Below are 26,405 nucleotides of genomic sequence, written 5' to 3'. Positions count from 1 at the left end.
ACTCAATGTTAGCAAAAGTATTTTTTTTACTCTTTTTCAAAACATTGAGGCCCAATGGCTCCACCACCATATTCTAAAACAACATTGTCCTTGTAAAAAATGTACTCACAACCATTATTATATCTTTGTTTTTGATTTTCTGTCAGTTGACTGTCAAATAATTTATAAGAATATTTTCCCATTCCACTTCTAGCAAATCCAATAGTTGATACCTCTCCGTTTTCTATTGAAACACAATTTACCCTATCCAGCAATTCCTTTATTTTGACTAAGGTTTGTTTGGTCCAACCTAGTGATGTTATTATATATTCAAGTTCTTTTGAATCTGGTTTTAAATTATAATTCTGTGACACCACTTTTAATTTGTCATTCCTTTGACCATCGTACGTGTGAGTTTTAGCCGTATCATCTTTAGCTTTGTATATCTTTATTGTAATTTGTTCAGGTATTGTTAATATTTTGCTGGCAGGTTCGAATTCTATATAAACAATGTGCTTTTCAGGTACAAGCTTTGAATATTCTTCTTTAATTTTTCCAATTTCAACCTTGTGCTTTTCATAGTTTTCTATTAATTTATTTTTACTGCTAATAGGCATTGAAATCATAAATAACAAAAACTCTTTTTCCTCATCATTCCCATTCTTATACATTCTTCTGAATTCCTTTTTCTTTTCTTCAGGTAACCCTTTAACTGAGGCATCAAATAAAGAATCTCTGTTTATGTTATCTCTAAATTTAAAGTCTTGGGCATTAAGGTTTAGACCTAAAATCAATAATGTTATTATAAGTGCAATTTGTTTCATAATATTTTTGCTAACGGACTGGGCTAAACGGCGGCTGAAGGCCGTCGGCCGATGTCTGGCGTTTAGGTGTTGTTGGCTTTTGCCGTTTTTCAATTTATCTATTTTTAAGATTGCTATTCCATTTCTTTAGTAATGTTTCCACTGTACATGAGAAGATAAAGAACAAAATAGTCCAGAACAGTATATGTATAAAAAGCCAAATTATTCCTGATTTAACTATTAGTTCGTTCCAATCGAAGGGTATGCTAGACATAAAAAGAATAAATTCTTTAACTCTATTTGTTTCTCCAAATGTCAAAAGAAATATAGATCCGAAAGTCATTATTAGTGAATAAATGACAAAAAAGACTATTGTAAGTCGAATGCTTATCCTTGTTGCCATTTATATTTGATCCCTTTATATAAGGTTAATGCCAACGGTCAGTATAAGCGGCGGCGAAGGCCGTCGGCCGATAGCTGCCATTTACACCTTGTTATGGGCTGTAATTTTTTTATTTTGTGCGAATAAGGTTAATTCTTTGAAAAAAGGTTATTACTCTATAGTAAACTTCCCACCAAAATATCGTAGTCCATAAAGAAAACAGGAAATAATTTAGGACTTTATAACCTTTCGAAATCCCTCTTCCGTATCCGCCAAATTCACTGAAAATAGCTTCATTCACATAAAGCTTGAAAGCTAGTGTAAATGTCCACACTGTTAAAATAGGTAGGGTTAGTAGAAATTCTTTTCTGTTATTTCTAAATAAACTTTTCCCGATTTGTATATGAATCTTTCCTATCAAGTAGAGGGGAACTAATATAAGAATGACTTTGAAAAAGTTTAGAGCAAGTTCAGGTAAGCCTAAGTAACTATTTGTCTCATGTGTTATTTCGGCTAAATAGGAATATGCAACTAAGAAAATGAAAAACAGAATAGTCCCTAAAACATAGTGCTTTAAGTTTTTAAAGTAAATATTAAGTCTTTCTCTTAGTTCTATAGATTCCATTTTTTATTTATTGCCCATAACGGTTAAGCTAAACGGCGGCGGAGGCCGTCGGCCGAGGCTGGCGTTTAGCTGTTGTTATGGGTTGTCATTTTTTAGTTAAAAGCCGAGCCTTCTTTAATTTGGTTAGAAAATCCGTGTTTTAATAGTAAAGCATTTATATACTTTCGGAATGCTTTGCTCAATCCGTTCCTGATGTAATATATTTCTTTTCCTTCGCCCTGCTTTCCCTGCTCCATTGCAGGAATTCTTAAGTTGGACCTTAACTTGTTGCAACTCACGCAAACGTCAACGTGCGCTACTGGCCTGCCCTTTTTATAGTAGACTATTCCTAAATGTGGGTCAAAGCATGAGGCAGTACCTTGACCGTAAGATGCTTTGGAACCCAACATTTTTGAAAGCTCTTTAGCGGACTGCTTGTTTAGTTTTACAGATTTTGTCACCGTACTTGCCAGCTTTCCATCTTTGTCGATGATATTTATGAATTCGGTTACTCCGTCACTACTGCTAAAGTCGTAAATAACTAAAGAATCATAAGCTAAAGCCAAAAAAGGGTTATTCTGTCCAGTTGCAGAAATTGCAGTTAGAATAAGGATAATGAAGCTTAATAGAAACGATTTCATATTTTATTGATTACCCATAACGTATAGTGCATGAGGCGTGCAAGGCCGTCGGCCGTAGCATGGGTTATGCACCTTGTTGTGAGAAGTGATTTTTATTTCCTTGTTTGGATATAGTTTACTCTAAAAGTGTCACTCTTAAATTCGCTGGTCATTGGCCCTGTTTCATCAGAGTCTTTATAGATTCCAATCGTTTTTTGTTCAGTAAAAAAGCATAATGCCACCTTTTCCTGTGGAATATAAATGGATTCAGTATTTCCTGTAACTATATCTTGCGACATTTTTATATCTGAATAAATTTCTTTGATTTCCTTAATAGTCATTCCAGGCCTAAGATTGCTTTTTGTTCTTAATGAAGGTGATATTGCACAAAGTTCTACTACCTCATCATCCTTAGACCAAACAAACATTAATGGCTTATTGTCCTTTGCAATGACTAATTCTCTTTCTTCACTATCAATCTCAAAATAATATGCTGGAGTATCAAGAAGTTGGTAATTTTTATAAGTCTCCAAAAGGTCTTTGATATCCATTCCAACAAATGCCTTGTCCACAGAATTAAAGGTAATCAAACCTTTAGCAATTTCAGGTTCGTCTTTTCTTTCATCTGATTCCGTAGATGGTTCTTTTATATTTCCATTAACCTTTTGGTCAGAGTTGTCCGAACAGGCATATAGAAATATAATAAAAATGAATATTAAGAAAGCCTTCATTATTTGTCTCTAGATTTCATTACTCACAACGGACTAAGCTAAACGACGGGCGAGGCAGTCGGCCGAGACTGACGTTTAGGTGTTGTTGTATGGTGTTTTTCTTTCTAACTTTTGTTGAAACACTCTTCTGAACTAACACAAATATATTCTGGTAGAGTTATGCTAATTTCTTGTTGATGTTCTATCCTATTGCCTTTACTATCCTTCGCTGTAAAGTAAAGAATGTTCTTTATTAGTTTTTTTGGCAGTTCGTCAGGAAGGTTTACTCGATATTCAGCAATTTTATTCTTTTGATTGTCGAAAAATAGGATTGTGCTGCGTCCATGCTTTTGTTTAGCTGCCTGAATCCTAATAAACTCTTTTACAACAAAGAAAACCACTTTCCCCTTTTCATTCTTGATAGTCCCTAGGTAAGTGATTGTCGATTCAGAATCCTTCGTTTTTGTAGTTATACTTTCTCCTGTCTTTGCTTGCTCTAATAATTTGCCATAGTCAGTTCTTTGACCAAAAGCCACTAAAGAAATGAAAAGGAAGCTGAACAAAAGAAAAGGCTTTTTCATAATTTAAATACCATACAACGGTTAGTATAAAAAACGTGCTAGGCCGTCGGCCGAAGCATGATTTTTATACAATGTTGTATGGTGTTGTTTTTAATCAATTACTTCAACTCTTACTCCATGCCGTTGCTCCCAATGGATATTTATGAAGTCTGCATATTCGCGTCCAGCTCTTTTCAATGCTCGTCTATGTGTCCAATGCCAGTCACTCGGTATATGTGGCATTTCTTGCGTTAATTCTAAAAACTTCTCGTCAATCCTGTCGATAATTCTTTTGAAAGATTGGTGTTCATTGAAATTGGCTAACTCTGCTGAAGAATATAGGACATCTATCCAACTACGGGCTAAGTCAAGGTCATTATCGTATTCTGGTGGGCAGTCATGGTAGCCGTCCTCCAATTCTTTTACAAAGTCGTCCCATTCCAGAATTACATCTTCAGGCATTGAGGCACCGCTACTTTTTAATCTACTGTCCTGTTGTTGGATTACCAAACCGAACCTTTTTCTATATTCTTCATCAGTAAACGAAGTGTCGAATCTAGCCCTAAGAATTTCAGATTTGAGCGGAGCTAATTTCATTTTTAATTTTTCAATACCATACAACTACCGGCTAAAAGGAGTCGGACTCCCACTATCTGCAATTTAGGTGAAGGTGGTGCCGTCCGTTAGGATCCGGTTTCTTTTTCAAGGGCGTCCCGCCTTTACTTATTCAATATACATATTAGGCAGCAGGTTCGCAACAGAATATAGAAAATGCCTTTTAAAGCTTAAAAAACTAGCTTTGTTACTCGTAAAAATTTACTAATAAGCAGAAAGGTGCTTGAGGGAAGCAAGTACGTAGCCGTTTACTAAACGTTTATAAACGTTTTAACCGTTTAGCTAACGGTTAATTATTCGGCTACAGAAGCTCTATGAGTGGCATTTGCTGTTTTTGATCTGTTTTTTAAATTTCAGCCAGAAAACAAGATTTTGCGTATTGTGCCTGATGCTTGTTACCCTGTCCACAAAATTCTGGTCAAGAATTCCGGCTTTTCTTCAGTTATTGAAAGAGGCGTTTGTATTGTTTAAACACAATGACCCGCTTCGGTTGGCCTCATCGGCGGCTTTTTTCACGCTCTTTTCCCTGCCCCCCATTTTCATTCTGCTTATCTCAGTGTTCGGCACGTTATTCTCTGATGCCTTGATCACCGGCGAGCTATTTGAGCGGCTGGCAAAGTTGGTAGGGGAGAACGTGGCGAGCCAGGTGGAGTTAATCCTCACTAATTTTGTGAGCCTGCAAGGCAACGGATTGGCCGCCCTCAGTTTTGTATTTCTGACATTTGTAGCCACCACACTGTTTTCTGTTATTCAGAAATCCGTTAACCAGCTCTGGAGCATCCGGCTTAAAAAAGATGAGCATATCAAACGGGCGCTGCGGGAGCGTTTCAGGGCGCTGCTGATTATCTTCTCCAGCGGATTGCTGTTTCTGGCTTCTCTGGTACTGGAAACCACGTTTGCTTTCATCAATGACCGCTACACCATCTGGAGCGTAGATTTTCAGCTGCACCTGATTCACTTGCTCAACCGAGTGTTTGGTTTTTGTGTAGAGGCAACCTGGTTTGCCATCATTCTCCGTTTTTTGCCCTTTGCCAACATGCCGGCTAAGGCTATTTGGGTAGGGGCGGGACTAACGGCATTTTTGTTCTTGATAGGGAAATTAGCCATGGTGCGCCTGCTCGTAAACAGTGATCTGAGCACCCTGTATGCCACCTCAGGGTCAGTAGTGGTGCTGCTGCTGTTTATCTTTTACTCGGCTATGATTTTCTTTTTTGGGGCCAGCTTTACGTTGGTTTATGCCAAAGCCATTGAGGAAAAGCCAGAGCTGAAGCCCTTCGCCACGTTCTATGAATGCAGAGAGACAGATAAATCTCCGTTTTAGCGCTCTTTTCTGAAAAAGAGGGCTAAAACAGCTCATATGGTACCGTTGGCTATTCAGGGGCATATCTTACCCGCGCAATTAGTACTTGGCACTTGGTCAGCATAATTTGCCAGGTAGCCGAAATCTTGATGTTTCCGCTGCTCGTATAAGCGCAGGTATACATGGTGCCTCTTGCTCTGTTTGTATAGAAATGCAGAGAAGTATTAGTTGTTTCTTAGAAGGAACTCCCTTCTTTTATCTTTATTTTTACCCTTCACAAAACTCTAACCTATTGATGAAGAAAAGCAGAATGACATGGTTGGCCAACGCAGTAGCCGGCGCAATGCTGGTGGGCTGCAGCCAACCGTCTGTTCAGCAGACAGCCACCCAAACAGTAGCCGCCAGTCCCTCTGAGCCTTTGGTGAAGGGCGTGGGGCTAGACATGAACAACCTTGACCGCAGCGTGTCTCCCTGTGAAGACTTTAACCTGTTTGCCAACGGCGGCTGGTTGAAAAACAACCCCGTTCCGCCTTCTGAGAGCCGCTGGGGAAGCTTTAACGAGCTACGTGATAACAACAACGCCACGCTGCGCGCAGTAGTAGAGGCTGCCACAGCCCAAACCAATGCCCCCCAAGGTTCTACAACGCAACTGGTAGGCGACTTCTATGCCGCCGGAATGGACACCGTAGCCATTGAGCGGTCAGGGTTAACACCCCTTAAGCCGGAGTTGGAGCTCATTAATTCCGTAAAAGACCGCACCACCTTATTACAAACCATTGCCCGGCAAAAAAGAATTGGCAGCGCCGCCCTGTTTAGCTTTAGCGTGGGCCAAGACCGCAAAAACAGCACTCAGCACATTGCCACCATTCGGCAGGCGGGGCTGGGTCTGCCTGACCGCGATTATTATCTGAAGTCAGATGCCCGTTCACAGAACGTGAAAGAGGAGTACCAGCAGCACGTGGCGCGTATGTTCCAGCTGCTCGGCGATGCAGAGGCCGTTGCCAAACGTAACGCCGCTAAAGTGGTGGAAATGGAAACCAGACTAGCCAAGGCCTCCATGAGCCGTGTGCAGCAGCGTGACCCGTATGCCACTTACAATAAAATGATGCTTTCAGAGCTGCAGAAGCTGGCTCCTAACTTTAACTGGTCTACCATGCTGCGGAACCTCAACACCCGCGCCGTAGATGAGCTGATTGTAGCCCAGCCCGAGTTTTTCAAAGAAGCCAACGCCATGATTGCCTCAGTGCCGGTCTCTGACTGGAAAACATACCTGCGCTGGCATTTGGTACGCAGTTACGCCAACTACCTGCCTCAGGCTTTTGTGCAGGAGAGCTTTAACTTCTACAGCAAGTTCCTGAACGGCACCAAAGAAATGCAGCCCCGCTGGAAAAGGGTGCTGGGCACCACTGACAACACCATTGGCGAAGCCTTAGGTCAGGCCTACGTAGACAAAACATTCTCGCCTGAGGCCAAAGCAAAAGCGCTGGAAATGGTGAACAACCTGCGTACTGCTTTCCAGGAACACGTGAAAAACCTAGACTGGATGAGCGAGGAAACCAAGCAGCAGGCTCTGACCAAGTTGAATTCCTTTGCCGTGAAAATTGGCTACCCAGATAAGTGGAAAGACTACACTGGTCTGGAGATCAGCCGGAGTTCTTATGCCAAAAACATGTTGAGCGCCGCTCTCTGGAACTATAACAAAAACGTAAGCAAGCTGGGGCAGCCGGTTGACCGCACCGAGTGGGGCATGACGCCACCTACCGTGAATGCCTACTATAGCCCTAGCATGAACGAAATTGTGTTTCCGGCCGGAATTCTGCAGCCGCCCTTCTTTGACCCCAACGCCGATGACGCCGTGAACTATGGGGGCATGGGTGCTGTGATAGGCCACGAGCTAACCCACGGCTTTGACGACCAAGGCAGCCAGTTTGATCACCAAGGCAACCTGCGCGACTGGTGGACCGCCGAAGACAAAGCGAAGTTCAAAGAAAGAACCGACCTGGTAGACCGGCAGTACAGTGCTTTCCAGCCGCTGGACAGTGTGTATGTAAACGGTAAATTAACCATGGGCGAGAACATAGCCGATATTGGAGGGTTAAACATTGCCTACACTGCCCTGCAGAAAGCTATAGCAAATAAGAACGTAGGTAAAATAGATGGCTTTACGCCTGCGCAACGCTTCTTTTTGGCGTGGGCACAAATCTGGCGCACCAACGCCACCGCCAGCTATCTGCGCCAGCAAGTGTTAACAGATCCGCACTCACCGGCGCAGTTCCGCATTAACGGCCCACTGTCTAACATGCCGCAGTTTTATGAGGCTTTCGGCTGTGGCCCCGGCAATAAAATGTACCGCCCCGAAGCAGAACGAATCCATATTTGGTAGTCTCTTTTAGACCTGTTTTTTCAAAAACAAGCACAAAACGCACCTCAGCCATGAGGTGCGTTTTGTGCTTCATTGGGGCTATAATAGCAGAAATCAACAACAGCCTTAAAGAATTTGCCTTTTATCTGATTGATAGTAAGCACAGATTCTAGAAAGTGTGGGGAAAAAGGCAATAAGTTCTCTATAACCAAAAGAAAAAGAGATGCGCGGAGCGCGAGTGACTCTACCCAGGAACTACAGCTGCAGAAAACCAACAATCGAAATTCAAGAGCAACACAGGCAGCAGAATTGGAACTAATACCAGCCGTGGGGATGAGCGCCTCGCTTTGAGCGGTGCCTTTAGGCAAGATCGAAGGTCTAGTGAAAAGGGCAGTGCGAATCCACAGGGCGGGGCCTCGCGGCCGTGAGCGCACGGAGCCAAAGAGACGGAGAGGGCTGTCTTGTGAGGCCTTGGGTATGCATAACCCACGCCAGCTCGGCAGCGGGAAAAAAGATGATGTACGGACAGGTCGCGACCTGTCCAACTGCGGTGGCAGAAGCATTATCGCCTGCTACAGAACGTCTTCGTTAGATCCTTTGGCTAGCGCTCAGGATGACCGTTGAAGATGTAGAATTCAAAGAGCCCACCCCAGCCCCTCAGATAAGGGGAGAATTAGGAATGCGTGGACACTCCTGTATAAACATTCCCTTTCACTGCCTTTGATGTGAAATACCAATCACTTAATCACCTTTACCTTCATGCCAATATCCTTTAGTGGCCATTTCACCTCGTCTACTTCTACAGCGGCAATACTATCCACCACTTCTATTCCTTCTATCACTTCGCCAAATACCGTGAACTGCTGATCAAGGCTTGGGGCGCCGCCCTCGGTTTGGTACACGCGCTGCTGAGCCGGAGTGAGGTTCAGGTTGAATTCCTGCATATACCCTTTTACTTCGTAAGGTTTGTATTTCTGGCCCTGTACAATGTAAAAGTCTCGGCTAGACGACATTTTCTCTGGGTTTTGTTCGTCATCATAACGGGCCATGCCAACCGCGCCCCGCTTGTGGAAATGGTGGGGTCTGATCTCGGCGGGTATTTTATAGCCTCCAATCTGCATGGTCTGAAAATCTGAGCGGCCGCCCTGAATCATAAAGTCTTTCTCTACCCTAAAGAAGACTGTCTTATCAAAGAAGCCATACTTGGCCAAGCGCACAAAATTAGCGCGGTGCAGCGGCGTGTCTTTATAGAGTCTGATTTTGATGTCGCCTTTCGGGGTACTAATGAGAACTAAGGTGTCATTGGGGTGCGCCTGCGCATAGGCGGCCAAGGTATCTGGGGCCGTTTCCTGAGTCAATAGGGCTGGAGTAGGTGCTGGAGCCGGAGTAGAGGTGGCTGCCGTAGTCTGGTCTGACTTTTCCTGCTGGCAACCAAAAAAACACAGAGCCAGTGCTAATATATAAGTGACCGAAGCATACTTTGAGGCAGGCAATACAGGCATAGTAGTAAGAGTAGGTTGTCATGTAAAACTAAAGGCTAACACTTTAAAACACAAAGAAGCCGCGCCACTGTTATGCGCGGCGCAAAAAGAGTTAACATTTCAGACTTTGTAATTTTTAATAAAAAGAGTGTTGAATGGTGAGGGGGAATATATAAAAATTCTATATATGAGGGCTTTATACGTGTGAAATAATTGAAAGATATGAAGATTTGCTGTTGCTTCTGTTAAAAGTAATTTCTAAATTGGATAACATTTGACCCTGCAAAAATCAATTACCAACCTTTCAAACAATCCTCTTTAGTATGCAGAAAAAATACTTTCAAATCCCCCCCTTCAAGTTCCTGCTAGGAGCTGCTGTAATTGCCTCTTCTCTTACCTTCCAAAGCTGTGAGCAGGTAGAAGATGCCGCACAACCAGAAGAACTGATTGGCCAGTCCAACAGCGGTTCTTTAATTGCCGGCCGTTACATTGTTGTGTTGAAAAACGAAAGCGAGTTGCGCCTGGCGCAAAGCCTTCCGTATGCAGAAAGACTAAACAAGGTCCGTAATTTTGGTCAGCAGATTCTGCGTGAGCGAGGCATTAGCCCAGAGAAAATTGATCAGTCTTACGGCAAGGCGCTGCAAGGTTTCACGGCAGAGTTAACCGATTCTGAAGTAGACAAACTACGCCGCGATAGCCGGGTGTCTTATATTGAGCAGGACAAGGTAATTGCCTTAGCCAAACCAGGCAGCGGCGGAACGACACAACCAACCCAGGAAATTCCTTATGGCATTGCCCGTGTAGGCTACGCTGACGGTACCGGCAAAACCGCCTGGGTAATTGACACGGGTGTTGACCTGGATCACCCAGACCTGAATGTAGATGTGGCCCGTAGTATTTCTGTCTTTACCTCTGGCAGAGATGCCGGTACCGCTGAAGACGGTAACGGACACGGAACCCACGTGGCAGGTACTATAGCCGCTAAAAACAACTCTATTGGAGTGATCGGAGTGGCGTATAACGCTACTGTAGTTGGTGTAAAAGTGCTTGACTCACGCGGAAGCGGTTCTACCTCTGGCGTAGTGGCAGGTATTGACTATGTGGCCGCAAACGGGAAAGCCGGCGACGTAGCCAACATGAGCCTTGGCGGTGGTGTTTCTACCACGCTTGACAATGCCGTGATCAATGCAGCTAAAGGTGGCGTGATCTTCTGTCTGGCTGCCGGTAATGAGTCTGACAATGCGAACAATCACTCTCCGGCCCGTGCCAACGGGGTGAATGTGTATACCATTTCGGCCATGAACAATACTGACACCTGGGCTTCTTACTCAAACTATGGCAACCCACCAGTTGATTTCTGCGCACCAGGTTCCAGCATTAAGTCTACCTGGAAGAGCGGCGGATATAACACCATCTCTGGTACTTCTATGGCAACTCCGCATGCAGCGGGCGTGATGCTTATTACAGGTGGCAAACCAAACACCAGCGGTTTCGTGAAAAATGATCCGGATGGCAATCCAGATCCAATCATTCACCTGTAACCTCACTAGGGTCTTAATGTAACAGAAAAGGCAGCCTGCAAAGGCTGCCTTTTCTGTTTTAGGCCTGTTTTGGCCAAAACAGGTCTAAAACAGGTGGTACTGTTATTCTGCTTTAGGGTCTTCGCAGTTAATGTCTTTGAATACCTGATTAATGGCGTCTTCAGCGGTGCGCAGCTTCTGCTTGCAAAGCTTGATCAGCTCAGAGGAGCGCTGCACCTTCTGGGTGAGCTCGTCTACATCTACATCGTCGTTTTCAATGGCCTTCAAAATGGCTTCCAATTCCTGAGTGGCTTCTTTATAAGTTGGGGCGGTCATAGCGGTAAATTAAAAATTCAAAATTAGAAATTAAAAATGTTGGGAATTTAGATTAGGTGATCCTTGCCTCTTGAAGGATTTCTAATTCATAATTTCTAATTTTTAATTCCATCAAAAAGGTCTGGTTGTTTTACTTTGGTTACTTTACTTTCAACTGAACCGGCTAGCAGGCGTGTTTCTAACTTGTCTCCGGGTTTTATCTGGTCAATAGATTTGAGCAGCTTGCCATTTACGTAGGTAAGGGTGTAGCCACGCATGAGCATGATCTCGGGGTCATGGGAGCGTACATCCATTTCCAATAACTGCAATTGATGCCCTTTGATCTGGAGCTGGTCTTTGGCGCCGTACAGCAGCCTTTGCTGCCGTGTCTGGAACGCCAGGCGCGCCTTTTGCAGTTTTTGTTCGGCGGCATGCTGCAGGCAATGCTCCAGGTGGGTGAGGTGCCGCTGACCAGAGTTCACTTTCTTCTGGCTGCTGCTTTCCAGGGCTTGGGCATATTGCTGCTGCCTGGCCTCCTTGGCCCGCAGGCTCTGCTGCACTGAGTTGGTTAGTCTCATCTCCTCACACATGATATGCCGTTGCTCTTCGGTTAAGAACTTCTGGGGCTTATCAGAAAGGGTACGGGTCTGGCATTCTAGCTGGTACTGCCGTGCCTGCAGGTACACGTTGGTGCGCTGCTGGATTTGGGTGGCTACCTGGCCTATTCGTCTTTCTTCGGCAACGGTTAGGGCAGAGGCTGCCTCTCTTATGCGCAGAAAGAATTCCTCTACCGTGGCCTCAAACTCGTTTAGGCGGTCAATCAAAAAGGCAGCTACGGCAGTTGGTGTTTTTAAAGCTGTATGGGCTACCAAGTCGGTAATAGATTCGTCACGCTCATGGCCTATACCCGTTAAAACAGGCAGCGGCATTTGAGCCACAGTGGCGGCTAACTCGTAATGGTCAAAGCACAGCAAATCGGTTTGGGAGCCACCGCCCCGTATCACCACCACCGCATCAAACGCTTGCCGCTGCATAGAGACCCGGTGCAAGGCTGCTTTGATAGAAGATACCGCCTCTGCGCCTTGCACGCTGGCTTCAAAAAGGGTAAGCCTGAAGGCGTAGCCAAAAGGATTCTTCTCCAGCTGGGCAACAAAGTCTTGGTAGCCGGCGGCAGTGGGCGAGGAGATGATGGCCAGGCGCTGCGGAACCAAGGGTAAGGACTGCTTCTGGTTTAGCTCTATCAGGCCCTCTTTCTGCAGGCGGTCAATGGTTTCCTGCCGCTGCCGGGCCAAGTCACCTAAGGTATAGGTGGGGTCAATGTCATGAATATCAAGGCTGAAGCCATACAGTTCATGAAACCTTGGGCTGGCGTTGAACAAGATCTTCAAGCCGCTTTTAAGCGGGTGCCCCGTCTGGGCCTCAAAATATGAGGCAATTTCTGAGTATTGTCTTTTCCAGATAGTGCCGCGGGCCTGGGCGGTAAGGGTACTTTTAGAGCCGGGCTCTTTGTCGGTGAGTGTGAGGTAGCAGTGTCCGCTTTGGTGATGTACCCGGCACTCAGAGATTTCCGCAATAATCCAGTACCGGTGCGGCAGGGCGTTTTCAATTTCCTCGCGCAGGCGGCGGTTAAACTCAAACAGGGTAAGTGGCCGGTTAGTGCTAACCGTAAACGAAATCTCTTCCTGATAACTCTGATAACGAATCCCCATGCCGTGCGCTCCTCTTGTTTTCCGTCTCCTAAATTACAGCTTTTGCCAGTTTTGCCAATCATCTTAGCAAAAAAATCATGGAGCGGTGGCAGATTCGTCTTAATTTGTGCCCAAAGTACAAATCCTAAAGCGGCTTGTTCACGTTTTAAAAGCAGCATTGCCTTATCAAGAAAACAAGTTACTTAACATTAAAATTTTCTACGGTCAAAGAATCAATTCCTACCTTTGGCTACCAATACTTTAATTGCAGCAGCAGTATGTCAACGTTAGTACTCAGCGAAATCTACATTTATCCGATCAAGTCTTTAGGCGGAATTTCCCTTACCTCGGCAGAGGTGGAGGAGCGGGGGCTGAAGTATGACCGTAGATGGATGCTGATTGACGACAGCGGCTTGTTCATGACCCAGCGTAAGTTGCCAGAAATGGCGTTGCTGCAAGTGGCGTTAGATGAGCAGGGCTTGGTGGTGACCCATAAAACCAAGGATTTGCCACCGTTAAAGGTGCCTTATGAAACTGCTAGCACCCGCTCTACTTTGGTAACCGTGTGGGATGATATTTGCTTCGCGTTTATGGTGAGCCATGAGGCCAATGCCTGGTTTACCGAGGCATTGGGGGTAAGCTGCCGGTTGGTGTACATGCCTGACAATTCCATCCGGATGATAGACCCTAACTACGCCAAGCACAATGAAAAAGTAAGCTTCGCAGATGGGTACCCGTACCTGGTCATTGGGCAGGAGTCTTTAAATGACCTGAACAGCAGGCTCGAGAAGCCGGTGCCCATGAACAGGTTCCGGCCTAATTTTGTGTTTACCGGTGGCCAGTCCCATAATGAGGAAAACTGGAAAACCGTGAGAATAGGAGACGTGCTGTTTTACGGGGCCAAGCCCTGCGGCCGTTGCCATGTTACTACTATTGACCAGTCTACTGCCCAGTCTGGACCTGAGCCCCTGCAAACCCTTAGCACTTACCAGAAAAAAGGAAGTAAAGTGATTTTTGGAATGCACCTGATTAGCTTGTCAGCGGGTAGTGTGAAAATAGGAGACCTTATAACAGTCATGGAAGCCGCGAACTTCGCTGACGAAGATTAAATTGTCAGATTCACTAAAAATCAGCTACTTTACAAATTCATTATTGACTTGAGTTTTCGGCCTGTTTTTAAGAAAACAAGCTGAAAATGACTAGTAGCACTGGTTATTTTACAGCTAAGAAATCAGACACTTTTCTCTATCTCTTATTATGGCAAAAATTGTTCACACTGAAGATGATTATGCCGCTACCGGTTATGACCAGGTGCTGGAGGCAGTGTTTCTGCGTTATAAGCGCAAAGGTAGCTCCGCTGAGTTCAGAGATGCTAATGAAAGAATAGTGGCCAGTATGCGTAAAACCCCTACGCACCGTGTACATGTAGATGTACGGGAAATGGGTATTGTGGCGCCAGAAGATCAAAAATGGGTGGCTACTTCCATCATTCCTCAGCTAGCCCAAAATTCGCCAGGTCAATTTGTCTACATTGCACTTGTGGTGCCAGAAAATGTGTTTACCCAGCTGGCAGTAGAGACAGTAGAAGATATGTCAAACCAGGTAGGTATTTGCCTGAACCGGCATTTTGCCTCAGAGCAAGAGGCTAAGTTGTGGTTGGCGCAACAGCCGCAGGTAGTGCCTTCTCATTAATTCCGATACAAAGTATACATATGACTGACCATAGCCGCTACCTGGTGACCGCTACCGGAGGACAGGAGCTTGACCTGACGTATGCCAAAGAAATAAGAAGCAATAACCTGTTTCCGTTTGGCCTGCACAACTATGCCATTTACCGCACCCCGGAAGGTGTTTATGTGAAAGGATCTAACTCAGACAACCCTAACCTGATGCTAGATACCTATGAAGTGATTGAAGAGCAGGAGGCGCGCAATTACCAGCACCCGCACCAGCGTTTGGTGGAGGAAGAATAGAAAAGCGGCACTTCTACAAACTATTTGCGTAAAGATAACCCGGTTAGGTAGCCTAATGCTGCTTGGCCGGGTTATCTGTTTTAAAAGAAGGAGCCATGTTTCTGAATTACCATCACGCTAAAGTTACGTCTGTTTGCTGTACCCTTTTTCTTTTCCTTTTACTCATGTCGGGGTGTAGCCCCGAGAAAACCTTGCGAGGCATATTGAAGAAACAGACGCCTTATGAGCGGTACCTGAGCCGCCTGAAAGATGCCAAGCTAGACCAAACCGCCATGGGGCAGCAATGGATATCTGCCGGCGAACGAGCCTTGCAAACTCCCGCCACTATTACCTTGCCCTTTAAAGAAACAGGCTATTTCCCGGCCGCCGAACCAAAGGCTACAAGCTACCAATTCACTGTGAAGCGGGGGCAGAAAGTAGCGGTACGGGTACAGTCACAAGGTAAAGAAGCGCCACAGTTGTTTGTAGATTTGTTTGAAGCCAATGCTTCTGACCCAGCCAAGCCCAACCATGTAGCCAACGCAGACACAACCGGATCTGGGTTTGACTATGAAATAGAGGAGGAACTGCCGCATATTTTAAGAGTGCAGCCTGAATTACTGCGCAGTGGGCAGTACACCGTAACCATTGAAACCATGCCAGTGCTGGCTTTCCCGGTGCAGGGGCGCGACAGCCGTGCCATACAGAGCTTTTGGGGGGCAGACCGTGACGCCGGAGCCCGTAGGCATGAAGGCATAGATATTTTCGCGCCGCGCCGCACCCCGGTAGTAGCCTCAGTAGACGGCACCGTAACCAGAGTGAACACCACGCCCATTGGCGGTAAAGTGGTGTGGCTTTCAGACAATAAGCGAAGGCAAAGCCTTTATTATGCCCATTTAGACAGTCAGTTGGTACAGCCGGGACAACGCGTACAGGTAGGTGACACTTTGGGCTTGTTAGGCAACACCGGCAACGCCCGTACCACACCGCCGCATCTGCACTTTGGTATTTACAGGTTTGGTCAGGGTGCGGTAGATCCTTACCCGTATGTACACCAGGACAGGGCAAAGCCCAGCGAGCTTCAGGTAGATGAGCGCCACTTCGGAAACTGGACACGGGTGGCCAGATCAAATGTAACCCTAAGGCAGGCGCCCAGCACCTCGGCTACTGCGTTAGGTACACTGCCACAACATGCACCGGTAAAGGTTTTGGCTGGTTCCGGTAATTGGTTTAAAGTAGAACTGCCAGATGGCCAACTGGGGTATGTGTCGGGAAGTCTGGTGGAGCCCCTTGACAAACCTTTGCAAACAGTGCGCTTGCGGCAACAGACTCCTTTGCTAGATGCCTCAGATTCTTTAGCGGCCACCAAATTAACACTGCCCGTTGATACTACTGTGCGTGTATTAGCAAGATACCAAGATCATTTGCTTGTAAAGAACCCAGCCGGAGAAACAGGGTGGGTGGCAAATGCGGCATTACAATAAGGCTGTTATTGGCAGATAGGGCAACAACATGTAATGAACAAACCCGTATAAATACTTATAAGCCAAAAAGTTATAATACTAACTGATGAAGATCCTTTTTTTATAAACAAAAGAAGAAATCAGTTTAGTTTTTAAAGCAAAGAGAGCTGGTAGTAAAAACGCTGTTCAGAATAGTGCTCCCCCTAATTTCTGTCTGCATAGTTGTGAAAGCTATTCTCTCATTCCTGTCTAGGTCTAGCCAGGAATGAGAGATTACTATTACTATAAAATTGGTGTAAGTGCAGTAGTTAAGACACAAAGGTTTATGGCCGCTACCTGGGAAATTAAGAATTTACATGCGCAAATTAGAATTGAGCATTACCCTCACAAAGATTTCTTTTACATTAAATGGTGTGGCCATATCAATTCTGAAGATACCATTGCCGTTGCCAAGAAGTATCTTGAGCTGCAGCAAAGTTTTCACTGCCCTAAAATATTAAACGACAAAAGCGACGTAACCGGTGATTGGGCAGAGGCCAACGATTGGCTGGAGTATGAATGGCTCCCGTTGGCAGTGGCGGCGGGGCTTCGGTACTTTTCAATGGTGGTTTCCCGTGACCTACACGATCTGGCCCCTGCCCAGGATCTGCAAAAAAGGTTTTCCCCTGACTGTGAAGTCAAGCTTTTTCGAGATCTTACCCAGGCTAAGGAGTGGTTAGAGAGTGTGTAGCCTTCACCAAGTAATTCTGTTGTAATCTCTATACACCTCTTTTTGCTTAATCCTTAACATCTATATGTGTACGCAGTGAAGCGAAGAAGCCTGTTTTGGAGCTGTTTTACAAAAAACAGCTCAAAACAGGCTTCTTTATTGAATGAGGAAGTAGTTGTTAAAACAGACCGAACAATTCAATATTGATTCGCTCGATGATAGTGCCCAGATCTTCAGGGTTTTTCACGAAGTCCATGTTGTTCACGTCAATCACCAGCAGTTTGCCGTGGTTGTAGCCGTTGATCCACTGCTCATAGTGCTCGTTCAGGTTTTTGAGGTAAGACAAAGAAATATTGTCTTCGTAGTCACGGCCCCGCTTCTGAATCTGCCCAATTAGTTTAGGTAAATCTGCCCGCAGGTACACCAGCAAATCAGGCGCCTTCACCATTCTGGTCATTGACTGGAAAAGGTTGAAATAGTTCTGATAATCGCGGTCGCTCATCATACCTGACTGGTGCAGGTTCTTAGCGAAGATATAGGCATCTTCATAAATGGTACGGTCTTGTACCACCCCAGTTTTGTTCTCGTTGATTTGAAGAACCTGGTTAAAGCGGCTGTTCAGAAAGAAAACCTGCAGATGAAACGCCCAGCGGGGCATGTCCTCATAAAAGTCCTTGAGGTAAGGGTTATCGTCAACAGCTTCTAGAAACACTTCCCATTTAAAGTGCTGCGCCAGTTTAGTGGCTAACGTAGTTTTACCAGCTCCAATATTTCCAACAATCGCGATATGCATGTCTTCTCTTTATGATGATTTTTCAGCGGACGGCAAAAGTACGGGATAATCACCACATTATAGGCAGGAACCTCTGAGGCAGCTGAGAAATAGTGTAATCGTTTTAGCGCTGTTTTTGGAAAAACAGCGCTAAAACAGAATGAAATAGCAAGGCTAGGAGCGGGGCTTTGTCAGGAGCAGATCTTCGGACTGCAGGCTTCCTTTTTTCCATGCTTTGCGTTCTCTCTTGAGTTGCTTTTCTTCAGCTTTGGTGCGCGGAGAGGAGAGAAGTGCCTCTAAGTCTGGCTTGCCGCCGTCTACCCAGCAAGTGTACCAGAATGAGGCCGTTTGTGCTGCGGCAGCCTGCATGCGACTCTGTACTGTATTGCCTAAAGCTTTTTGATAGGCCTTGGCGAATTCATCTGAGTAATATTTGCGGGTGCGGCCATTGCGCTCAGTCACATTGAATTTAGTTTGGTCCGTAAAATCACCAGAGACAATTCTTTCCTGGGCCAGCAGCTCTGGCAATAGCTTATGTGAAGCCCGCACCACTTCCCAGATCTGGTGTTCAGGGTTTTGTAAATAGCTGGCTTTTTTGGTTTGTAGACAGTACTGGTTCAGGTGGAGTTCCGGCAACTTTGATTCCCAAAGGCTATGCAGCCCGGGCTGCCCAGATAATTGTCCGTCATAGTTAACTGTAGTGTGCAGGGGCACGTGGGCATCTTGAATGTAATGGGCCAGATCAGCAGAATAGAACAAGATACTGTCAGAATTTTTCATTTGAAACGCCCGGGTGAGGTGTTTCTTCATTTCCACCACATGCCAGGGCACCAGCCCGTATTTCGTTAATGTATCAATAGGATACTGGGCACTGGCGGCGGCCCAACTTTCCGGCATTTCATTCACCGCGTTTGGGCCATACACATCTACGTCAATAAAATGGAGAGGTGCCTCATCGGGGTCAGAGTTACGTCGCTCATCTGGCCGTACTGAATTGTCTACCAGGTAGGCCATGTGCCGGTGGTAGAAGCCCTGCATTTGCTTTGGCAAGGCATAAATTGCCAACTGCTGTATAACCTTGTGCCCCAGAAAGCCCCAGCCGAAACTTAGGGCGGAGCAGCCTAGGGTAAAAGCAAGTATCAGTAAAGTTTTACGCATCTGTTTGTATATGGTAAACGACTCTGTTTCAGTGCTACAAATGAAAATATAACTACTTCTAATCAGGATATGAAATTCAAGTGTCTGCTTCTCTTATATGATAGATATCAAAGCGGGCGGCGCATGACATAGTCATTCAACGTAAATGGGCCGAAGGGAATGTCAACAGTTTGGTGAATGGTGAACCCTTTTTTCTGGTAAAAATGCCGCGCAGGATTTTCCCTGTGTACATTCAGCTCCAAAATTTTTCCCCCTTCTGCAATGCAGCGTTTTATTACTTCTGCCAGCAAGAGCTCCCCATAGCCATTGCCTTGTTTAGCGGGATGAATATAGATTTTGTTGAGCTTGTAAACTTTCTCATCCTGTTCTAAAAGTGAGAAGGCTGCAAAGGCTACCGGCTGTCTATTTTCCTCTAGCAGTAGGAACACCTGTCCTTCGACTAACTGCTTTTCAAGCGACGGTACGGCATAGATTTGCTCCAGCATATACTCTATCTGTTCTTTGGACAAAATGCTTTGGTAGGTTGGGTACCAAATGGCATGAGCTAAGTCATGTATAACTGCCATGCTGGTAGTTTCTTCTATCTGAACCTCTACACCTGATTTATTTATTTGAGCCATTAGTGAAGCAAGTAATTAAAGTACAAATTTAGCAAAGTAGGCAAGGTTGGTAAATTTATTTAAAATTGAATATTTTGGATAAAGCATATAATTTATCTAGTATTGCAACCATTGATTAAGTAGGATTAGGTACATAAAACAAGTTGTTGTATGGAGAGAACCTTATCAGTGCTGCAATCTATTCTGGTACTTTGTTTATTTATGTCAATTCTACTATTGGGTAGGGCTGACATGATTACAAGTAAAGATTTTTCTGCTCAGAACACGTCCATCCAGGAAGTGAGGAATTGGGAAGGAGGGGAAGTGTTCAACTACTCGGAAGGGGGCGAATCGAATTATCTGGTGCGGTATGAGACGCCAATAGAACGACCGCTGTACTTCGTCTTAGGCACAAGGAGCGCACTTTTGCATAGTCATAACCTTGTCTCTTTCTTTCAATTTCCCAATCCGGCTGTGCATACTTCGCTCTACCAGTTTATTCTATCTAACGGGTATACAGTGCCCATTCCGGGGGTAGAGGATTGTCAGGTTAGTGCCCTGACGGGTAAACGTTGTAAAGCTTACTAATTTCCCTCTGAGCCAAATAATCATGTTGTAATAAAGCAGTAGCCCAAGAATTTATAACAACTAAAAAGCCCTGTTTCTACAGGGCTTTTTAGTTGTTCCGGTAGGTTGGCCTACAGGCTTACCCCTACTGAAAGCTGGAAAACGTTATTGGTGAAACCATTGAAGCCTAAGCCATTGTCATTCGTATCAGTCAAGCCTAAGTTATAACGGGCAGAGAATTGCAGAACTGACATGTCATAGCCAAACCCCAGACCTACAGCGCTGTCAAATTTCTTTTTGGTGATATCTTCAGATACTTTGCCTTCTTTGCGGGTGGCATTAAGTAAAATGCCAAACTGAGGACCTACCTGGGCATGTAAGCCACCGGCAATGGTTCCTTTGAAAATAAGCGGAACGTTCAGATAGTGGAACCGATAGTCATATTTAGCGTCTTTGTACCCCTGTTGTGAGTACAGCAGCTCTGGTTGTAACGCAAAGCGATCAGAAATTTGTGTTGTAGTAAAGCCCCCCACGTGAAACCCTAGCAACGATTTTACATTACTGTCTGGTATTCTTACAGATGAGATGTTCAAGCCCCCTTTCAAACCATAACTTGTCTGGGCAAATGCTCCTGCTGAACTCAGGAGCATGATAGCTCCGGCAATAATTAACTTTTTCATAAATCATTTAAAACTGATCAGAAAGATACAGCAAAAGGGGTTTAATATAAAAAGGGGCAATAAATTTAATGCTCTTTTTACTTTGCCTGCTTGTACACCACGCCATCCTTCATGACAAAACTAACTTGTTGCAGCACTTTTATGTCTTGCAGCGGGTTACCGCTCACGGCTACTAAATCAGCAAATTTGCCTTTTTCCACCGACCCCAGCTGGTCTGACGCGCCAAGAAGTTCTGCAGCATGTACCGTAGCCGACTTTATGGCCTGCATGGGTGGCATTCCGGCTTCCACCATGTATTCAAATTCTTTGGCGTTTTTCCCGTGCATGAACACCCCGGCATCGGTGCCGAAGGCAATCTTCACCCCGGCTTTGTATGCTTTTGAGAATGTACCTTGTAGCTGAGGACCAATAGCCAAGGCTTTGGGAGTAACCAGCGGTGGGTAGTACCCCGGAATCTTAGCTGAATCTGCGACTGATTTACCGGCTGTAATAGTGGGCACGTACCAGGTGCCATGTTTCTTCATCAGGGCCATGGTCTCCTCATCCATCAGGGTGCCGTGCTCAATGGAGTTCACGCCTGCCCGTATTGCCCGTTTCATACCTTCGGCGCCGTGGGCGTGCACCGCCACTTTAAGGCCTAAGTCATGGGCGGTTTCTACAATGGCTCTAATCTCTTCTTCCGTAAACTGGGGGGCAGATCCGTCTTTGGCCACGCTCAATACACCCCCCGTAGCGGCTATTTTAATTAAGTCTGCGCCGTTTTTGTACTGGTACCGCACAGCCTTTCGGCCTTCATCAGGTCCGTTGGCCACGCCTTGGGCTGGTCCGGGGTCGCCCTGCAAATCGGAACGGTAGCCGTTGGTGGGGTACATGTGGCCTCCGGTGCCTGAAATTGCCTTGCGTACCACATACATTCTTGGACCTTTGACAAGCCCTTGTTTGATAGCATTTCGCAACTGAACATTCACTCCGCTGCCTCCCAAATCACGTACGGTGGTAAAGCCTGCCATAAGCGTGCGTTCAGCATAGTTCACTGATCTAAAAGCAATAGTGCCAGGGTTCAGGGAGATTTCCTCTGAGTATGCGGTAGGGCTGGTTTCGCTTTCAAAATGCACGTGCATGTCTATAAGGCCAGGCATGACGGTTAAATTCTTTAAATCAATCACATTTGCACCGGCGGCAGGCGTTGAGTAACCTTTCTCTACCGCTACTATTGTATTACCATCCACCACCACGGTCATTTCGCGTTGTGGTTGATCTTTTTTGCCGTCAATCAATACTCCGCAATGCAAATAGGTCTTTTGAGCCACGGCCTGTAAACCGGAGAAAACCGTTGCCACCACTGTGGCTACTAAAAGTAAAGCTTTTTTCATACAGCAAAGGGTTTAGGTGATTTGAAGGGGCGATGATATTTTCCGCTGTTTTCGAGCTGTTTTTCAGAAAGCAGCTCGAAAACAGCGGAAGTTTAGAAGATGGAGGACAGAAACAGAAACTACAGTTCTTGCTCCTCTGGGTCTTGAATCTTTCTGAATTGCTTCCCGAAAAAGTAATAGACGGGCACACCTATTCCAACAATAATTAGCCCTGGCCACGAATAATTAGGCTTGTAAATGAGCAGTATAAGGCAAATAAAAGAAGCCATGGTCATGTACAGGGCCGGAATAAACGGATAGCCTACTGCTTTATAAGGTCGTGGGGCATCTGGCATGGTACGGCGCAGAATGAAGATTCCGCCAATGGTTAAGATGTAAAACAGAAGCACGGCAAAAATCACGTAGTCCAGCAGGTCAGAATACTGGCCGGAAAGGCAAAGCAAGCTAGCCCAAACGCATTGAATGGTCAAAGCAGCACCGGGTACTCCGTTCTTATTCAGTCTAGCCATGTTCGGGAAGAACAGACCATCTTTGGCCATGGCGTAATACACACGGGGAGCTGATAAAATTACGCCGTTGTTACACCCAAAGGTGGAAATCATGATCAGAATAGCAATGCCACCGGTGGCAATAGCGCCTCCCATCACTTCGGCCACAGCGGTACCAATACGGTCATTGCTGGCAAACTGAATTCCCCTGCTCAAGGCATCAGTACCAGCGGGATCACCCTGTAGCGGCAGAATGGTCAGGTACACCACGTTTATCAAAATGTATAGTATGGTCACCAAAGCGGTGCCAATAACCATGCTCATGACAATGGTACGCTTAGGGTTTACAATCTCATCTCCGGAGAAACCAATGTTGTTCCAGGCGTCTGAAGAAAACAGCGACCCGATCATGGCAGTGCCAATGCCCACCATTAAAGCCCAGCCAGACAACGTGGTGCGGGTAATAGCGCCAGATTCAGCGTCTACCGAAACAGATTGGGCGTCCCAAAGGTTGGAGAAGTTCAGGGCAATCATTTCAGCGTTAGTGCCCAAAAGCAGACCAAAACCGAGTAAGGCAAACAAAGCGATTATTTTGGTGCTCCCGAAGATGTTCTGAATCCAGGTGCCATTTTTAACCCCTTGCTGGTTGATAATAGTGAGCAGGACAATGGAGCCAATGGCCAACAACTGTACCGTGGTGAATTTAATTACCCCCAGATCTAACAGCACATTTTCTTCAGAGAACCAAGGCACCAGTACCCCTGTAAAACGGGCAAAGGCTACCGCCACAGCGGCAATTGTACCGCTTTGAATCACCAGAAAAAGTGTCCAGCCATACAGAAAGGCAGTTAGTTTGCCGTAAGACTCGCGCAGGTACACATATTGCCCACCGGCGCGGGGCATGAGGCTGGTGAGCTCGCCGTAGCTAAGGGCACCGGCAATGGTCATAAGGCCGGTCAGACCCCACACCAAAAGCAGATAGCCGCTGCTGCCTACGGAACGGCCAATATCAGCACTTACTATAAATATGCCGGAGCCAATCATAGAGCCCGCCACCAGCATAATGGCATCGAACAGTTTTATTTCGCGCTTAAAACCCGTAGAAGTTTGGGACATACAACCAGATGGGAATGAGGAATTAATTATTAGGAACTAAGAAATAGTGCTTTCAAACAACCCTTTGCCGTCAGTAGCGGGCAAGAGTTATTTGAAAGCACCATTTAAAAAAAAATTCAAAATTAACTGAGGCGGAAGAGGCACAAAGCGATGAAACCAAAAAAGACTCAAGACTCAGAACTCGCGACTCAGAACTAAAAAGCTATGCTTTTTTAGGAGGTAGGTCAAATGCTACGGCGTTGTGCTCAAAGTGGCCTTTGTGCGAGCCATCACAGAACGGCTTGTTTTTAGAGAGGCCGCAGCGGCAAATAGATACAAGCTCGCGCCCTTGCAAATTATACTCGTTGCCTTGTGGGTCTACTATAATAAACTCGCCCTCAATACGTAGCGAGCCGTTGTTGTTCACAGTTAATTTTGTTTTTGCGCTCATTTTTAAAAAATAGGTAGTAAAAGGAGATGAAAAAAAGAGAAGAAAGGCATTGTTTGTGAAGTAGCCAGTCTGCCTCGTTTCAAAGATAGTAGATTTGGCTAAAGTGACGTCATACCCACTTCAGAATTGTGGTAGGAAGAATTAAAACAGCGTATAAACGTACTGGAGTATTTTTGTGTGGAGCGGCTTTTTCAACCCAAGCCTTGGTACCTGCGTACCACTATCAGTAGTTAACGCATTGCGTAATACTAGAAACCTATTATCAACTATGAAAACAAAAATATTAACTCCTGTATTTGCCGCATTTATCACCTTGGGACTGTTAGGTTCCTGCGTGTCCACTAAGAAATACGAGGCGGCATTGGCCGAGAACAGATCTTTGGTGGTGCTGCAAGATGAACTGAACCGCCAAAAAGCGGAGCTGGAAGCAGAGCAGGCCCGCCTGCAAACGGAGAGAGACCGTCTTACCCAAGAAAAGGCAGATTTAGCCAAAGAAAAGGCTTCTACTGAAGCTTCTCTCAGAACCAACCTCAGCAACAAAAACCAGCAGGTAGACCAGTTAAGCGCCGATCTGAAAGCGCGTGAAGCCCGTCTGGCCGAAATGCAGCGCATTCTGGATGAGAAGGACCGGGCGGTGAATAACCTGCGGCAAGTGGTAAGTAACGCCCTGCTCGGGTTCAAAGCGTCAGACCTTTCAGTTGACGTGCGAAACGGTAAAGTGTATGTATCGCTTTCTAACCAGTTACTGTTCAAATCGGGCAGTACCAAGGTAGACGATCAAGGGAAAGAAGCGCTTAGAAAACTGGCCAGCGCCTTGCAAAACCAGCCTGATGTGAATGTGTTAGTAGAAGGGCACACTGATGATGTGCCAATTTCAAGAGGTACTGCCGGTATGCAAGACAACTGGGATCTTAGCGTACTCAGAGCCACAGAAATTACTCGTATTCTCACTGATGCTGGTTTGTCGCCACAACGCGTTACCCCATCTGGTAGGTCAAAGTACGTGCCTGTAGACCCTGCCACCTCCGCTGAAGCGCGTCAGAAAAACCGCCGTACTGAGATAATTCTTACTCCTAAACTTGACGAACTCTTCCAGATACTGGAGCAGAACTAGAGAATAATTGTTCACATAGAAAAGCCCCGCCCATTCTTATGGCTGGGGCTTTTCGTTTTCAGCCTGTTTTCAAAAAAGCAGGCTGAAAACAAGTACTATCGCCTTGCTTTGAATTAGAAGTTTAGCTTCAAATTATAGGTAATGTTCCTTCCTCCAGCCATATAAAACAGGCTTCTTTTGCCCTTGGCCTAAAAATTGCTTAGTTAACAATGCTTTACCCGTTGTAATAATTTTTTTACATTTGGTAAGACAAACAGCAAACCCTAAACACAATTTGGCATGCATATTTGGAGGATTTTAAAGTTGGCGGTAGTTCTTTTTCTCTGTTTACAGCTATCGGTAAGTGCCCAGGAATCAGAGAGTAACACTATCAGTTATTCAGAAAGACAGGAAGCGCCGGTAGAGCAGGATTTGCGCCAGCTAAAGGATTGGGTGCGTCTGCAGTCTGATAAAATATCTACTACTACCCGTGCCGAATGGCCTGCTATCAAGAGTGAATTTGCCCGCCATGCAAGTAAAATAGAAAGCGGTTTTCATAATTTGTCAGACAACTCTAAGCGCGAGTTCCTGGAGCTAAAGACCAGATTTGAGGAAATGGAATCAAAGCCCCTGTACGATGAAATTCCATTACAGGCCGAAGAGGTAAAGCTGCGGGAGAAAGAGTTATTGGGTGGTTTCAGCAATATTCAGAACATCAAGCCAACCCACATGCGTGATGCCTACATCACCTTCATGCAAAATGTACGGGTGAAGCGCCAGAACTGGATTCCGCGCGACTGGGATTATGCTGATTATGTGCTGCAGAAGTTGGGCAACCGCAAAGCAACGGTAGAAAGCCAGCTGACTACGCTAGATGAAATCAAAATCCGGACGCTGATTGGCGAGTTTCATGCCTTACGATCAGGGCAAGAATTCAAGGAAAACCAGAAAGCTAAAAACAAAGCCAAATCAACGGGTAAGAACTAAGTGTTAAATTAAGTTACTTCACCCTTTTACATTAAGAAGCCCCTCGTTTTAGGCCTGTTTTCAAAAAACAGCTAACGAG

The 26,405-nt window shown here is 45.5% G+C and carries 28 protein-coding genes; 12 read left to right on the top strand and 16 right to left on the bottom strand.

Annotation, left to right across the window (positions count from 1 at the left end; translation table 11 throughout):
• Positions 1 to 26: 26 nt before the first annotated feature.
• The 6 genes from A8O23_RS06425 to A8O23_RS06395 all read right to left on the bottom strand — a co-directional run bounded on the left by A8O23_RS06425 (position 27) and on the right by A8O23_RS06395 (position 4,255).
• Positions 27 to 803, bottom strand: coding sequence for a hypothetical protein (locus A8O23_RS06425; protein ID WP_066618396.1), 777 nt, complete (start codon positions 801 to 803; stop codon positions 27 to 29).
• Between the two features lie 491 nt (positions 804 to 1,294).
• Positions 1,295 to 1,789, bottom strand: coding sequence for a hypothetical protein (locus A8O23_RS06415; protein ID WP_066618391.1), 495 nt, complete (start codon positions 1,787 to 1,789; stop codon positions 1,295 to 1,297).
• A gap of 92 nt (positions 1,790 to 1,881) precedes the next feature.
• Complete coding sequence (locus A8O23_RS06410; protein WP_066618388.1) at positions 1,882 to 2,409, bottom strand: hypothetical protein; 528 nt, start codon at positions 2,407 to 2,409, stop codon at positions 1,882 to 1,884.
• 92 nt (positions 2,410 to 2,501) lie between these two features.
• On the bottom strand, positions 2,502 to 3,119 hold the full coding sequence (locus A8O23_RS06405) for a hypothetical protein (protein ID WP_066618382.1): 618 nt from the start codon (positions 3,117 to 3,119) through the stop codon (positions 2,502 to 2,504).
• A gap of 104 nt (positions 3,120 to 3,223) precedes the next feature.
• Complete coding sequence (locus A8O23_RS06400) at positions 3,224 to 3,679, bottom strand: hypothetical protein (protein ID WP_066618379.1); 456 nt, start codon at positions 3,677 to 3,679, stop codon at positions 3,224 to 3,226.
• 90 nt (positions 3,680 to 3,769) lie between these two features.
• A complete protein-coding gene (locus tag A8O23_RS06395) occupies positions 3,770 to 4,255 on the bottom strand; it encodes a hypothetical protein (protein WP_066618377.1) in 486 nt (161 codons plus the stop codon).
• A gap of 406 nt (positions 4,256 to 4,661) precedes the next feature.
• Here A8O23_RS06395 and A8O23_RS06390 point away from each other — a divergent pair, with 406 nt between their 5' ends.
• From A8O23_RS06390 to A8O23_RS21565, 3 genes are all read left to right on the top strand, one after another.
• On the top strand, positions 4,662 to 5,594 hold the full coding sequence (locus A8O23_RS06390) for a YihY/virulence factor BrkB family protein (RefSeq protein WP_066618367.1): 933 nt from the start codon (positions 4,662 to 4,664) through the stop codon (positions 5,592 to 5,594).
• A 274-nt stretch (positions 5,595 to 5,868) separates the two neighbouring features.
• On the top strand, positions 5,869 to 7,956 hold the full coding sequence (locus tag A8O23_RS06385) for a M13 family metallopeptidase (protein ID WP_066618363.1): 2,088 nt from the start codon (positions 5,869 to 5,871) through the stop codon (positions 7,954 to 7,956).
• Positions 7,957 to 8,412: 456 nt separating this feature from the next.
• Entirely contained in the window at positions 8,413 to 8,559 is a 147-nt protein-coding gene (locus A8O23_RS21565; RefSeq protein WP_161486700.1) for a hypothetical protein, read from the top strand.
• 113 nt (positions 8,560 to 8,672) lie between these two features.
• Here A8O23_RS21565 and A8O23_RS06380 read toward each other — a convergent pair whose 3' ends face one another.
• Entirely contained in the window at positions 8,673 to 9,437 is a 765-nt protein-coding gene (locus A8O23_RS06380; protein ID WP_082882933.1) for a peptidylprolyl isomerase, read from the bottom strand.
• 302 nt (positions 9,438 to 9,739) lie between these two features.
• Here A8O23_RS06380 and A8O23_RS06375 point away from each other — a divergent pair, with 302 nt between their 5' ends.
• Positions 9,740 to 10,957: a S8 family peptidase gene (locus A8O23_RS06375; RefSeq protein ID WP_066618361.1), complete on the top strand. Its 1,218-nt coding sequence runs from the start codon at positions 9,740 to 9,742 to the stop codon at positions 10,955 to 10,957.
• Between the two features lie 102 nt (positions 10,958 to 11,059).
• Here A8O23_RS06375 and xseB read toward each other — a convergent pair whose 3' ends face one another.
• Complete coding sequence (xseB, locus tag A8O23_RS06370; RefSeq protein ID WP_066618359.1) at positions 11,060 to 11,272, bottom strand: exodeoxyribonuclease VII small subunit; 213 nt, start codon at positions 11,270 to 11,272, stop codon at positions 11,060 to 11,062.
• 95 nt (positions 11,273 to 11,367) lie between these two features.
• Positions 11,368 to 12,960 (bottom strand): exodeoxyribonuclease VII large subunit, encoded by a 1,593-nt coding sequence (xseA, locus tag A8O23_RS06365; RefSeq protein WP_066618357.1) that lies wholly within the window; start codon positions 12,958 to 12,960, stop codon positions 11,368 to 11,370.
• Positions 12,961 to 13,217: 257 nt separating this feature from the next.
• Here xseA and A8O23_RS06360 point away from each other — a divergent pair, with 257 nt between their 5' ends.
• The 5 genes from A8O23_RS06360 to A8O23_RS06340 all read left to right on the top strand — a co-directional run bounded on the left by A8O23_RS06360 (position 13,218) and on the right by A8O23_RS06340 (position 17,084).
• A complete protein-coding gene (locus A8O23_RS06360) occupies positions 13,218 to 14,048 on the top strand; it encodes an MOSC domain-containing protein (protein ID WP_066618352.1) in 831 nt (276 codons plus the stop codon).
• Positions 14,049 to 14,196: 148 nt separating this feature from the next.
• Positions 14,197 to 14,631, top strand: coding sequence for a hypothetical protein (locus tag A8O23_RS06355; protein WP_066618349.1), 435 nt, complete (start codon positions 14,197 to 14,199; stop codon positions 14,629 to 14,631).
• Between the two features lie 20 nt (positions 14,632 to 14,651).
• Positions 14,652 to 14,912 (top strand): hypothetical protein, encoded by a 261-nt coding sequence (locus A8O23_RS06350; protein ID WP_066618347.1) that lies wholly within the window; start codon positions 14,652 to 14,654, stop codon positions 14,910 to 14,912.
• A gap of 95 nt (positions 14,913 to 15,007) precedes the next feature.
• Positions 15,008 to 16,375 (top strand): M23 family metallopeptidase, encoded by a 1,368-nt coding sequence (locus tag A8O23_RS06345; RefSeq protein ID WP_153042098.1) that lies wholly within the window; start codon positions 15,008 to 15,010, stop codon positions 16,373 to 16,375.
• Positions 16,376 to 16,619: 244 nt separating this feature from the next.
• Entirely contained in the window at positions 16,620 to 17,084 is a 465-nt protein-coding gene (locus A8O23_RS06340) for a hypothetical protein (RefSeq protein ID WP_082882932.1), read from the top strand.
• Positions 17,085 to 17,241: 157 nt separating this feature from the next.
• Here A8O23_RS06340 and A8O23_RS06335 read toward each other — a convergent pair whose 3' ends face one another.
• The 3 genes from A8O23_RS06335 to A8O23_RS06325 all read right to left on the bottom strand — a co-directional run bounded on the left by A8O23_RS06335 (position 17,242) and on the right by A8O23_RS06325 (position 19,613).
• Positions 17,242 to 17,856 carry a deoxynucleoside kinase gene (locus tag A8O23_RS06335; RefSeq protein ID WP_066618343.1) on the bottom strand — a complete coding sequence of 205 codons (615 nt, stop codon included), beginning with the start codon at positions 17,854 to 17,856 and terminating at the stop codon, positions 17,242 to 17,244.
• Between the two features lie 153 nt (positions 17,857 to 18,009).
• The gene (locus A8O23_RS06330) at positions 18,010 to 18,993 is read right to left on the bottom strand and encodes a zinc dependent phospholipase C family protein (protein ID WP_066618341.1); all 984 of its coding nucleotides are present in this window, start codon (positions 18,991 to 18,993) and stop codon (positions 18,010 to 18,012) included.
• A gap of 107 nt (positions 18,994 to 19,100) precedes the next feature.
• Positions 19,101 to 19,613, bottom strand: coding sequence for a GNAT family N-acetyltransferase (locus A8O23_RS06325; RefSeq protein ID WP_239693354.1), 513 nt, complete (start codon positions 19,611 to 19,613; stop codon positions 19,101 to 19,103).
• Between the two features lie 150 nt (positions 19,614 to 19,763).
• On the opposite strand from A8O23_RS06325, the gene A8O23_RS06320 reads away from it, so the two are divergent.
• Complete coding sequence (locus A8O23_RS06320) at positions 19,764 to 20,180, top strand: hypothetical protein (protein ID WP_153042097.1); 417 nt, start codon at positions 19,764 to 19,766, stop codon at positions 20,178 to 20,180.
• Between the two features lie 110 nt (positions 20,181 to 20,290).
• Here the strand turns inward: A8O23_RS06320 and A8O23_RS06315 are convergent, their stop codons facing one another.
• The 4 genes from A8O23_RS06315 to A8O23_RS06300 all read right to left on the bottom strand — a co-directional run bounded on the left by A8O23_RS06315 (position 20,291) and on the right by A8O23_RS06300 (position 24,246).
• Positions 20,291 to 20,839, bottom strand: coding sequence for a porin family protein (locus A8O23_RS06315; RefSeq protein WP_066618337.1), 549 nt, complete (start codon positions 20,837 to 20,839; stop codon positions 20,291 to 20,293).
• A gap of 77 nt (positions 20,840 to 20,916) precedes the next feature.
• A complete protein-coding gene (locus A8O23_RS06310; protein ID WP_066618335.1) occupies positions 20,917 to 22,212 on the bottom strand; it encodes a metal-dependent hydrolase family protein in 1,296 nt (431 codons plus the stop codon).
• Between the two features lie 119 nt (positions 22,213 to 22,331).
• A complete protein-coding gene (locus tag A8O23_RS06305) occupies positions 22,332 to 23,816 on the bottom strand; it encodes an APC family permease (RefSeq protein ID WP_066618334.1) in 1,485 nt (494 codons plus the stop codon).
• A gap of 202 nt (positions 23,817 to 24,018) precedes the next feature.
• Positions 24,019 to 24,246, bottom strand: coding sequence for a CDGSH iron-sulfur domain-containing protein (locus A8O23_RS06300; protein ID WP_066618322.1), 228 nt, complete (start codon positions 24,244 to 24,246; stop codon positions 24,019 to 24,021).
• A 268-nt stretch (positions 24,247 to 24,514) separates the two neighbouring features.
• Between A8O23_RS06300 and A8O23_RS06295 the strand changes: the two genes are divergently transcribed.
• Complete coding sequence (locus A8O23_RS06295) at positions 24,515 to 25,360, top strand: OmpA/MotB family protein (RefSeq protein WP_066618318.1); 846 nt, start codon at positions 24,515 to 24,517, stop codon at positions 25,358 to 25,360.
• A gap of 279 nt (positions 25,361 to 25,639) precedes the next feature.
• Positions 25,640 to 26,326 carry a hypothetical protein gene (locus A8O23_RS06290; RefSeq protein WP_066618316.1) on the top strand — a complete coding sequence of 229 codons (687 nt, stop codon included), beginning with the start codon at positions 25,640 to 25,642 and terminating at the stop codon, positions 26,324 to 26,326.
• The last annotated feature ends 79 nt before the right edge of the window (positions 26,327 to 26,405 follow it).

Source organism: Rufibacter roseus (assembly GCF_001647285.1).
GTDB classification, from domain to species: domain Bacteria; phylum Bacteroidota; class Bacteroidia; order Cytophagales; family Hymenobacteraceae; genus Nibribacter; species Nibribacter roseus.
This window is presented reverse-complemented; position numbering and strand designations above follow the sequence as displayed.

What these genes read in the sequence shown, in the direction of transcription:
- A8O23_RS06410 (WP_066618388.1), bottom strand. Translation starts at nt 2,409, where the DNA reads ATGAAATCGTTTCTATTAAGCTTCATTATCCTTATTCTAACTGCAATT.
- A8O23_RS06320 (WP_153042097.1), top strand. Translation starts at nt 19,764, where the DNA reads ATGGAGAGAACCTTATCAGTGCTGCAATCTATTCTGGTACTTTGTTTA.
- A8O23_RS06375 (WP_066618361.1), top strand. Translation starts at nt 9,740, where the DNA reads ATGCAGAAAAAATACTTTCAAATCCCCCCCTTCAAGTTCCTGCTAGGA.
- A8O23_RS06310 (WP_066618335.1), bottom strand. Translation starts at nt 22,212, where the DNA reads ATGAAAAAAGCTTTACTTTTAGTAGCCACAGTGGTGGCAACGGTTTTC.
- A8O23_RS06415 (WP_066618391.1), bottom strand. Translation starts at nt 1,789, where the DNA reads ATGGAATCTATAGAACTAAGAGAAAGACTTAATATTTACTTTAAAAAC.
- A8O23_RS06335 (WP_066618343.1), bottom strand. Translation starts at nt 17,856, where the DNA reads ATGCATATCGCGATTGTTGGAAATATTGGAGCTGGTAAAACTACGTTA.
- A8O23_RS06425 (WP_066618396.1), bottom strand. Translation starts at nt 803, where the DNA reads ATGAAACAAATTGCACTTATAATAACATTATTGATTTTAGGTCTAAAC.
- xseB (WP_066618359.1), bottom strand. Translation starts at nt 11,272, where the DNA reads ATGACCGCCCCAACTTATAAAGAAGCCACTCAGGAATTGGAAGCCATT.
- A8O23_RS21565 (WP_161486700.1), top strand. Translation starts at nt 8,413, where the DNA reads ATGCATAACCCACGCCAGCTCGGCAGCGGGAAAAAAGATGATGTACGG.
- A8O23_RS06405 (WP_066618382.1), bottom strand. Translation starts at nt 3,119, where the DNA reads ATGAAGGCTTTCTTAATATTCATTTTTATTATATTTCTATATGCCTGT.
- A8O23_RS06395 (WP_066618377.1), bottom strand. Translation starts at nt 4,255, where the DNA reads ATGAAATTAGCTCCGCTCAAATCTGAAATTCTTAGGGCTAGATTCGAC.
- A8O23_RS06350 (WP_066618347.1), top strand. Translation starts at nt 14,652, where the DNA reads ATGACTGACCATAGCCGCTACCTGGTGACCGCTACCGGAGGACAGGAG.
- A8O23_RS06345 (WP_153042098.1), top strand. Translation starts at nt 15,008, where the DNA reads ATGTTTCTGAATTACCATCACGCTAAAGTTACGTCTGTTTGCTGTACC.
- xseA (WP_066618357.1), bottom strand. Translation starts at nt 12,960, where the DNA reads ATGGGGATTCGTTATCAGAGTTATCAGGAAGAGATTTCGTTTACGGTT.
- A8O23_RS06360 (WP_066618352.1), top strand. Translation starts at nt 13,218, where the DNA reads ATGTCAACGTTAGTACTCAGCGAAATCTACATTTATCCGATCAAGTCT.
- A8O23_RS06325 (WP_239693354.1), bottom strand. Translation starts at nt 19,613, where the DNA reads ATGGCTCAAATAAATAAATCAGGTGTAGAGGTTCAGATAGAAGAAACT.
- A8O23_RS06340 (WP_082882932.1), top strand. Translation starts at nt 16,620, where the DNA reads ATGAGAGATTACTATTACTATAAAATTGGTGTAAGTGCAGTAGTTAAG.
- A8O23_RS06355 (WP_066618349.1), top strand. Translation starts at nt 14,197, where the DNA reads ATGGCAAAAATTGTTCACACTGAAGATGATTATGCCGCTACCGGTTAT.
- A8O23_RS06380 (WP_082882933.1), bottom strand. Translation starts at nt 9,437, where the DNA reads ATGCCTGTATTGCCTGCCTCAAAGTATGCTTCGGTCACTTATATATTA.
- A8O23_RS06330 (WP_066618341.1), bottom strand. Translation starts at nt 18,993, where the DNA reads ATGCGTAAAACTTTACTGATACTTGCTTTTACCCTAGGCTGCTCCGCC.
- A8O23_RS06315 (WP_066618337.1), bottom strand. Translation starts at nt 20,839, where the DNA reads ATGAAAAAGTTAATTATTGCCGGAGCTATCATGCTCCTGAGTTCAGCA.
- A8O23_RS06295 (WP_066618318.1), top strand. Translation starts at nt 24,515, where the DNA reads ATGAAAACAAAAATATTAACTCCTGTATTTGCCGCATTTATCACCTTG.
- A8O23_RS06390 (WP_066618367.1), top strand. Translation starts at nt 4,662, where the DNA reads ATGCTTGTTACCCTGTCCACAAAATTCTGGTCAAGAATTCCGGCTTTT.
- A8O23_RS06300 (WP_066618322.1), bottom strand. Translation starts at nt 24,246, where the DNA reads ATGAGCGCAAAAACAAAATTAACTGTGAACAACAACGGCTCGCTACGT.
- A8O23_RS06385 (WP_066618363.1), top strand. Translation starts at nt 5,869, where the DNA reads ATGAAGAAAAGCAGAATGACATGGTTGGCCAACGCAGTAGCCGGCGCA.
- A8O23_RS06305 (WP_066618334.1), bottom strand. Translation starts at nt 23,816, where the DNA reads ATGTCCCAAACTTCTACGGGTTTTAAGCGCGAAATAAAACTGTTCGAT.
- A8O23_RS06290 (WP_066618316.1), top strand. Translation starts at nt 25,640, where the DNA reads ATGCATATTTGGAGGATTTTAAAGTTGGCGGTAGTTCTTTTTCTCTGT.
- A8O23_RS06400 (WP_066618379.1), bottom strand. Translation starts at nt 3,679, where the DNA reads ATGAAAAAGCCTTTTCTTTTGTTCAGCTTCCTTTTCATTTCTTTAGTG.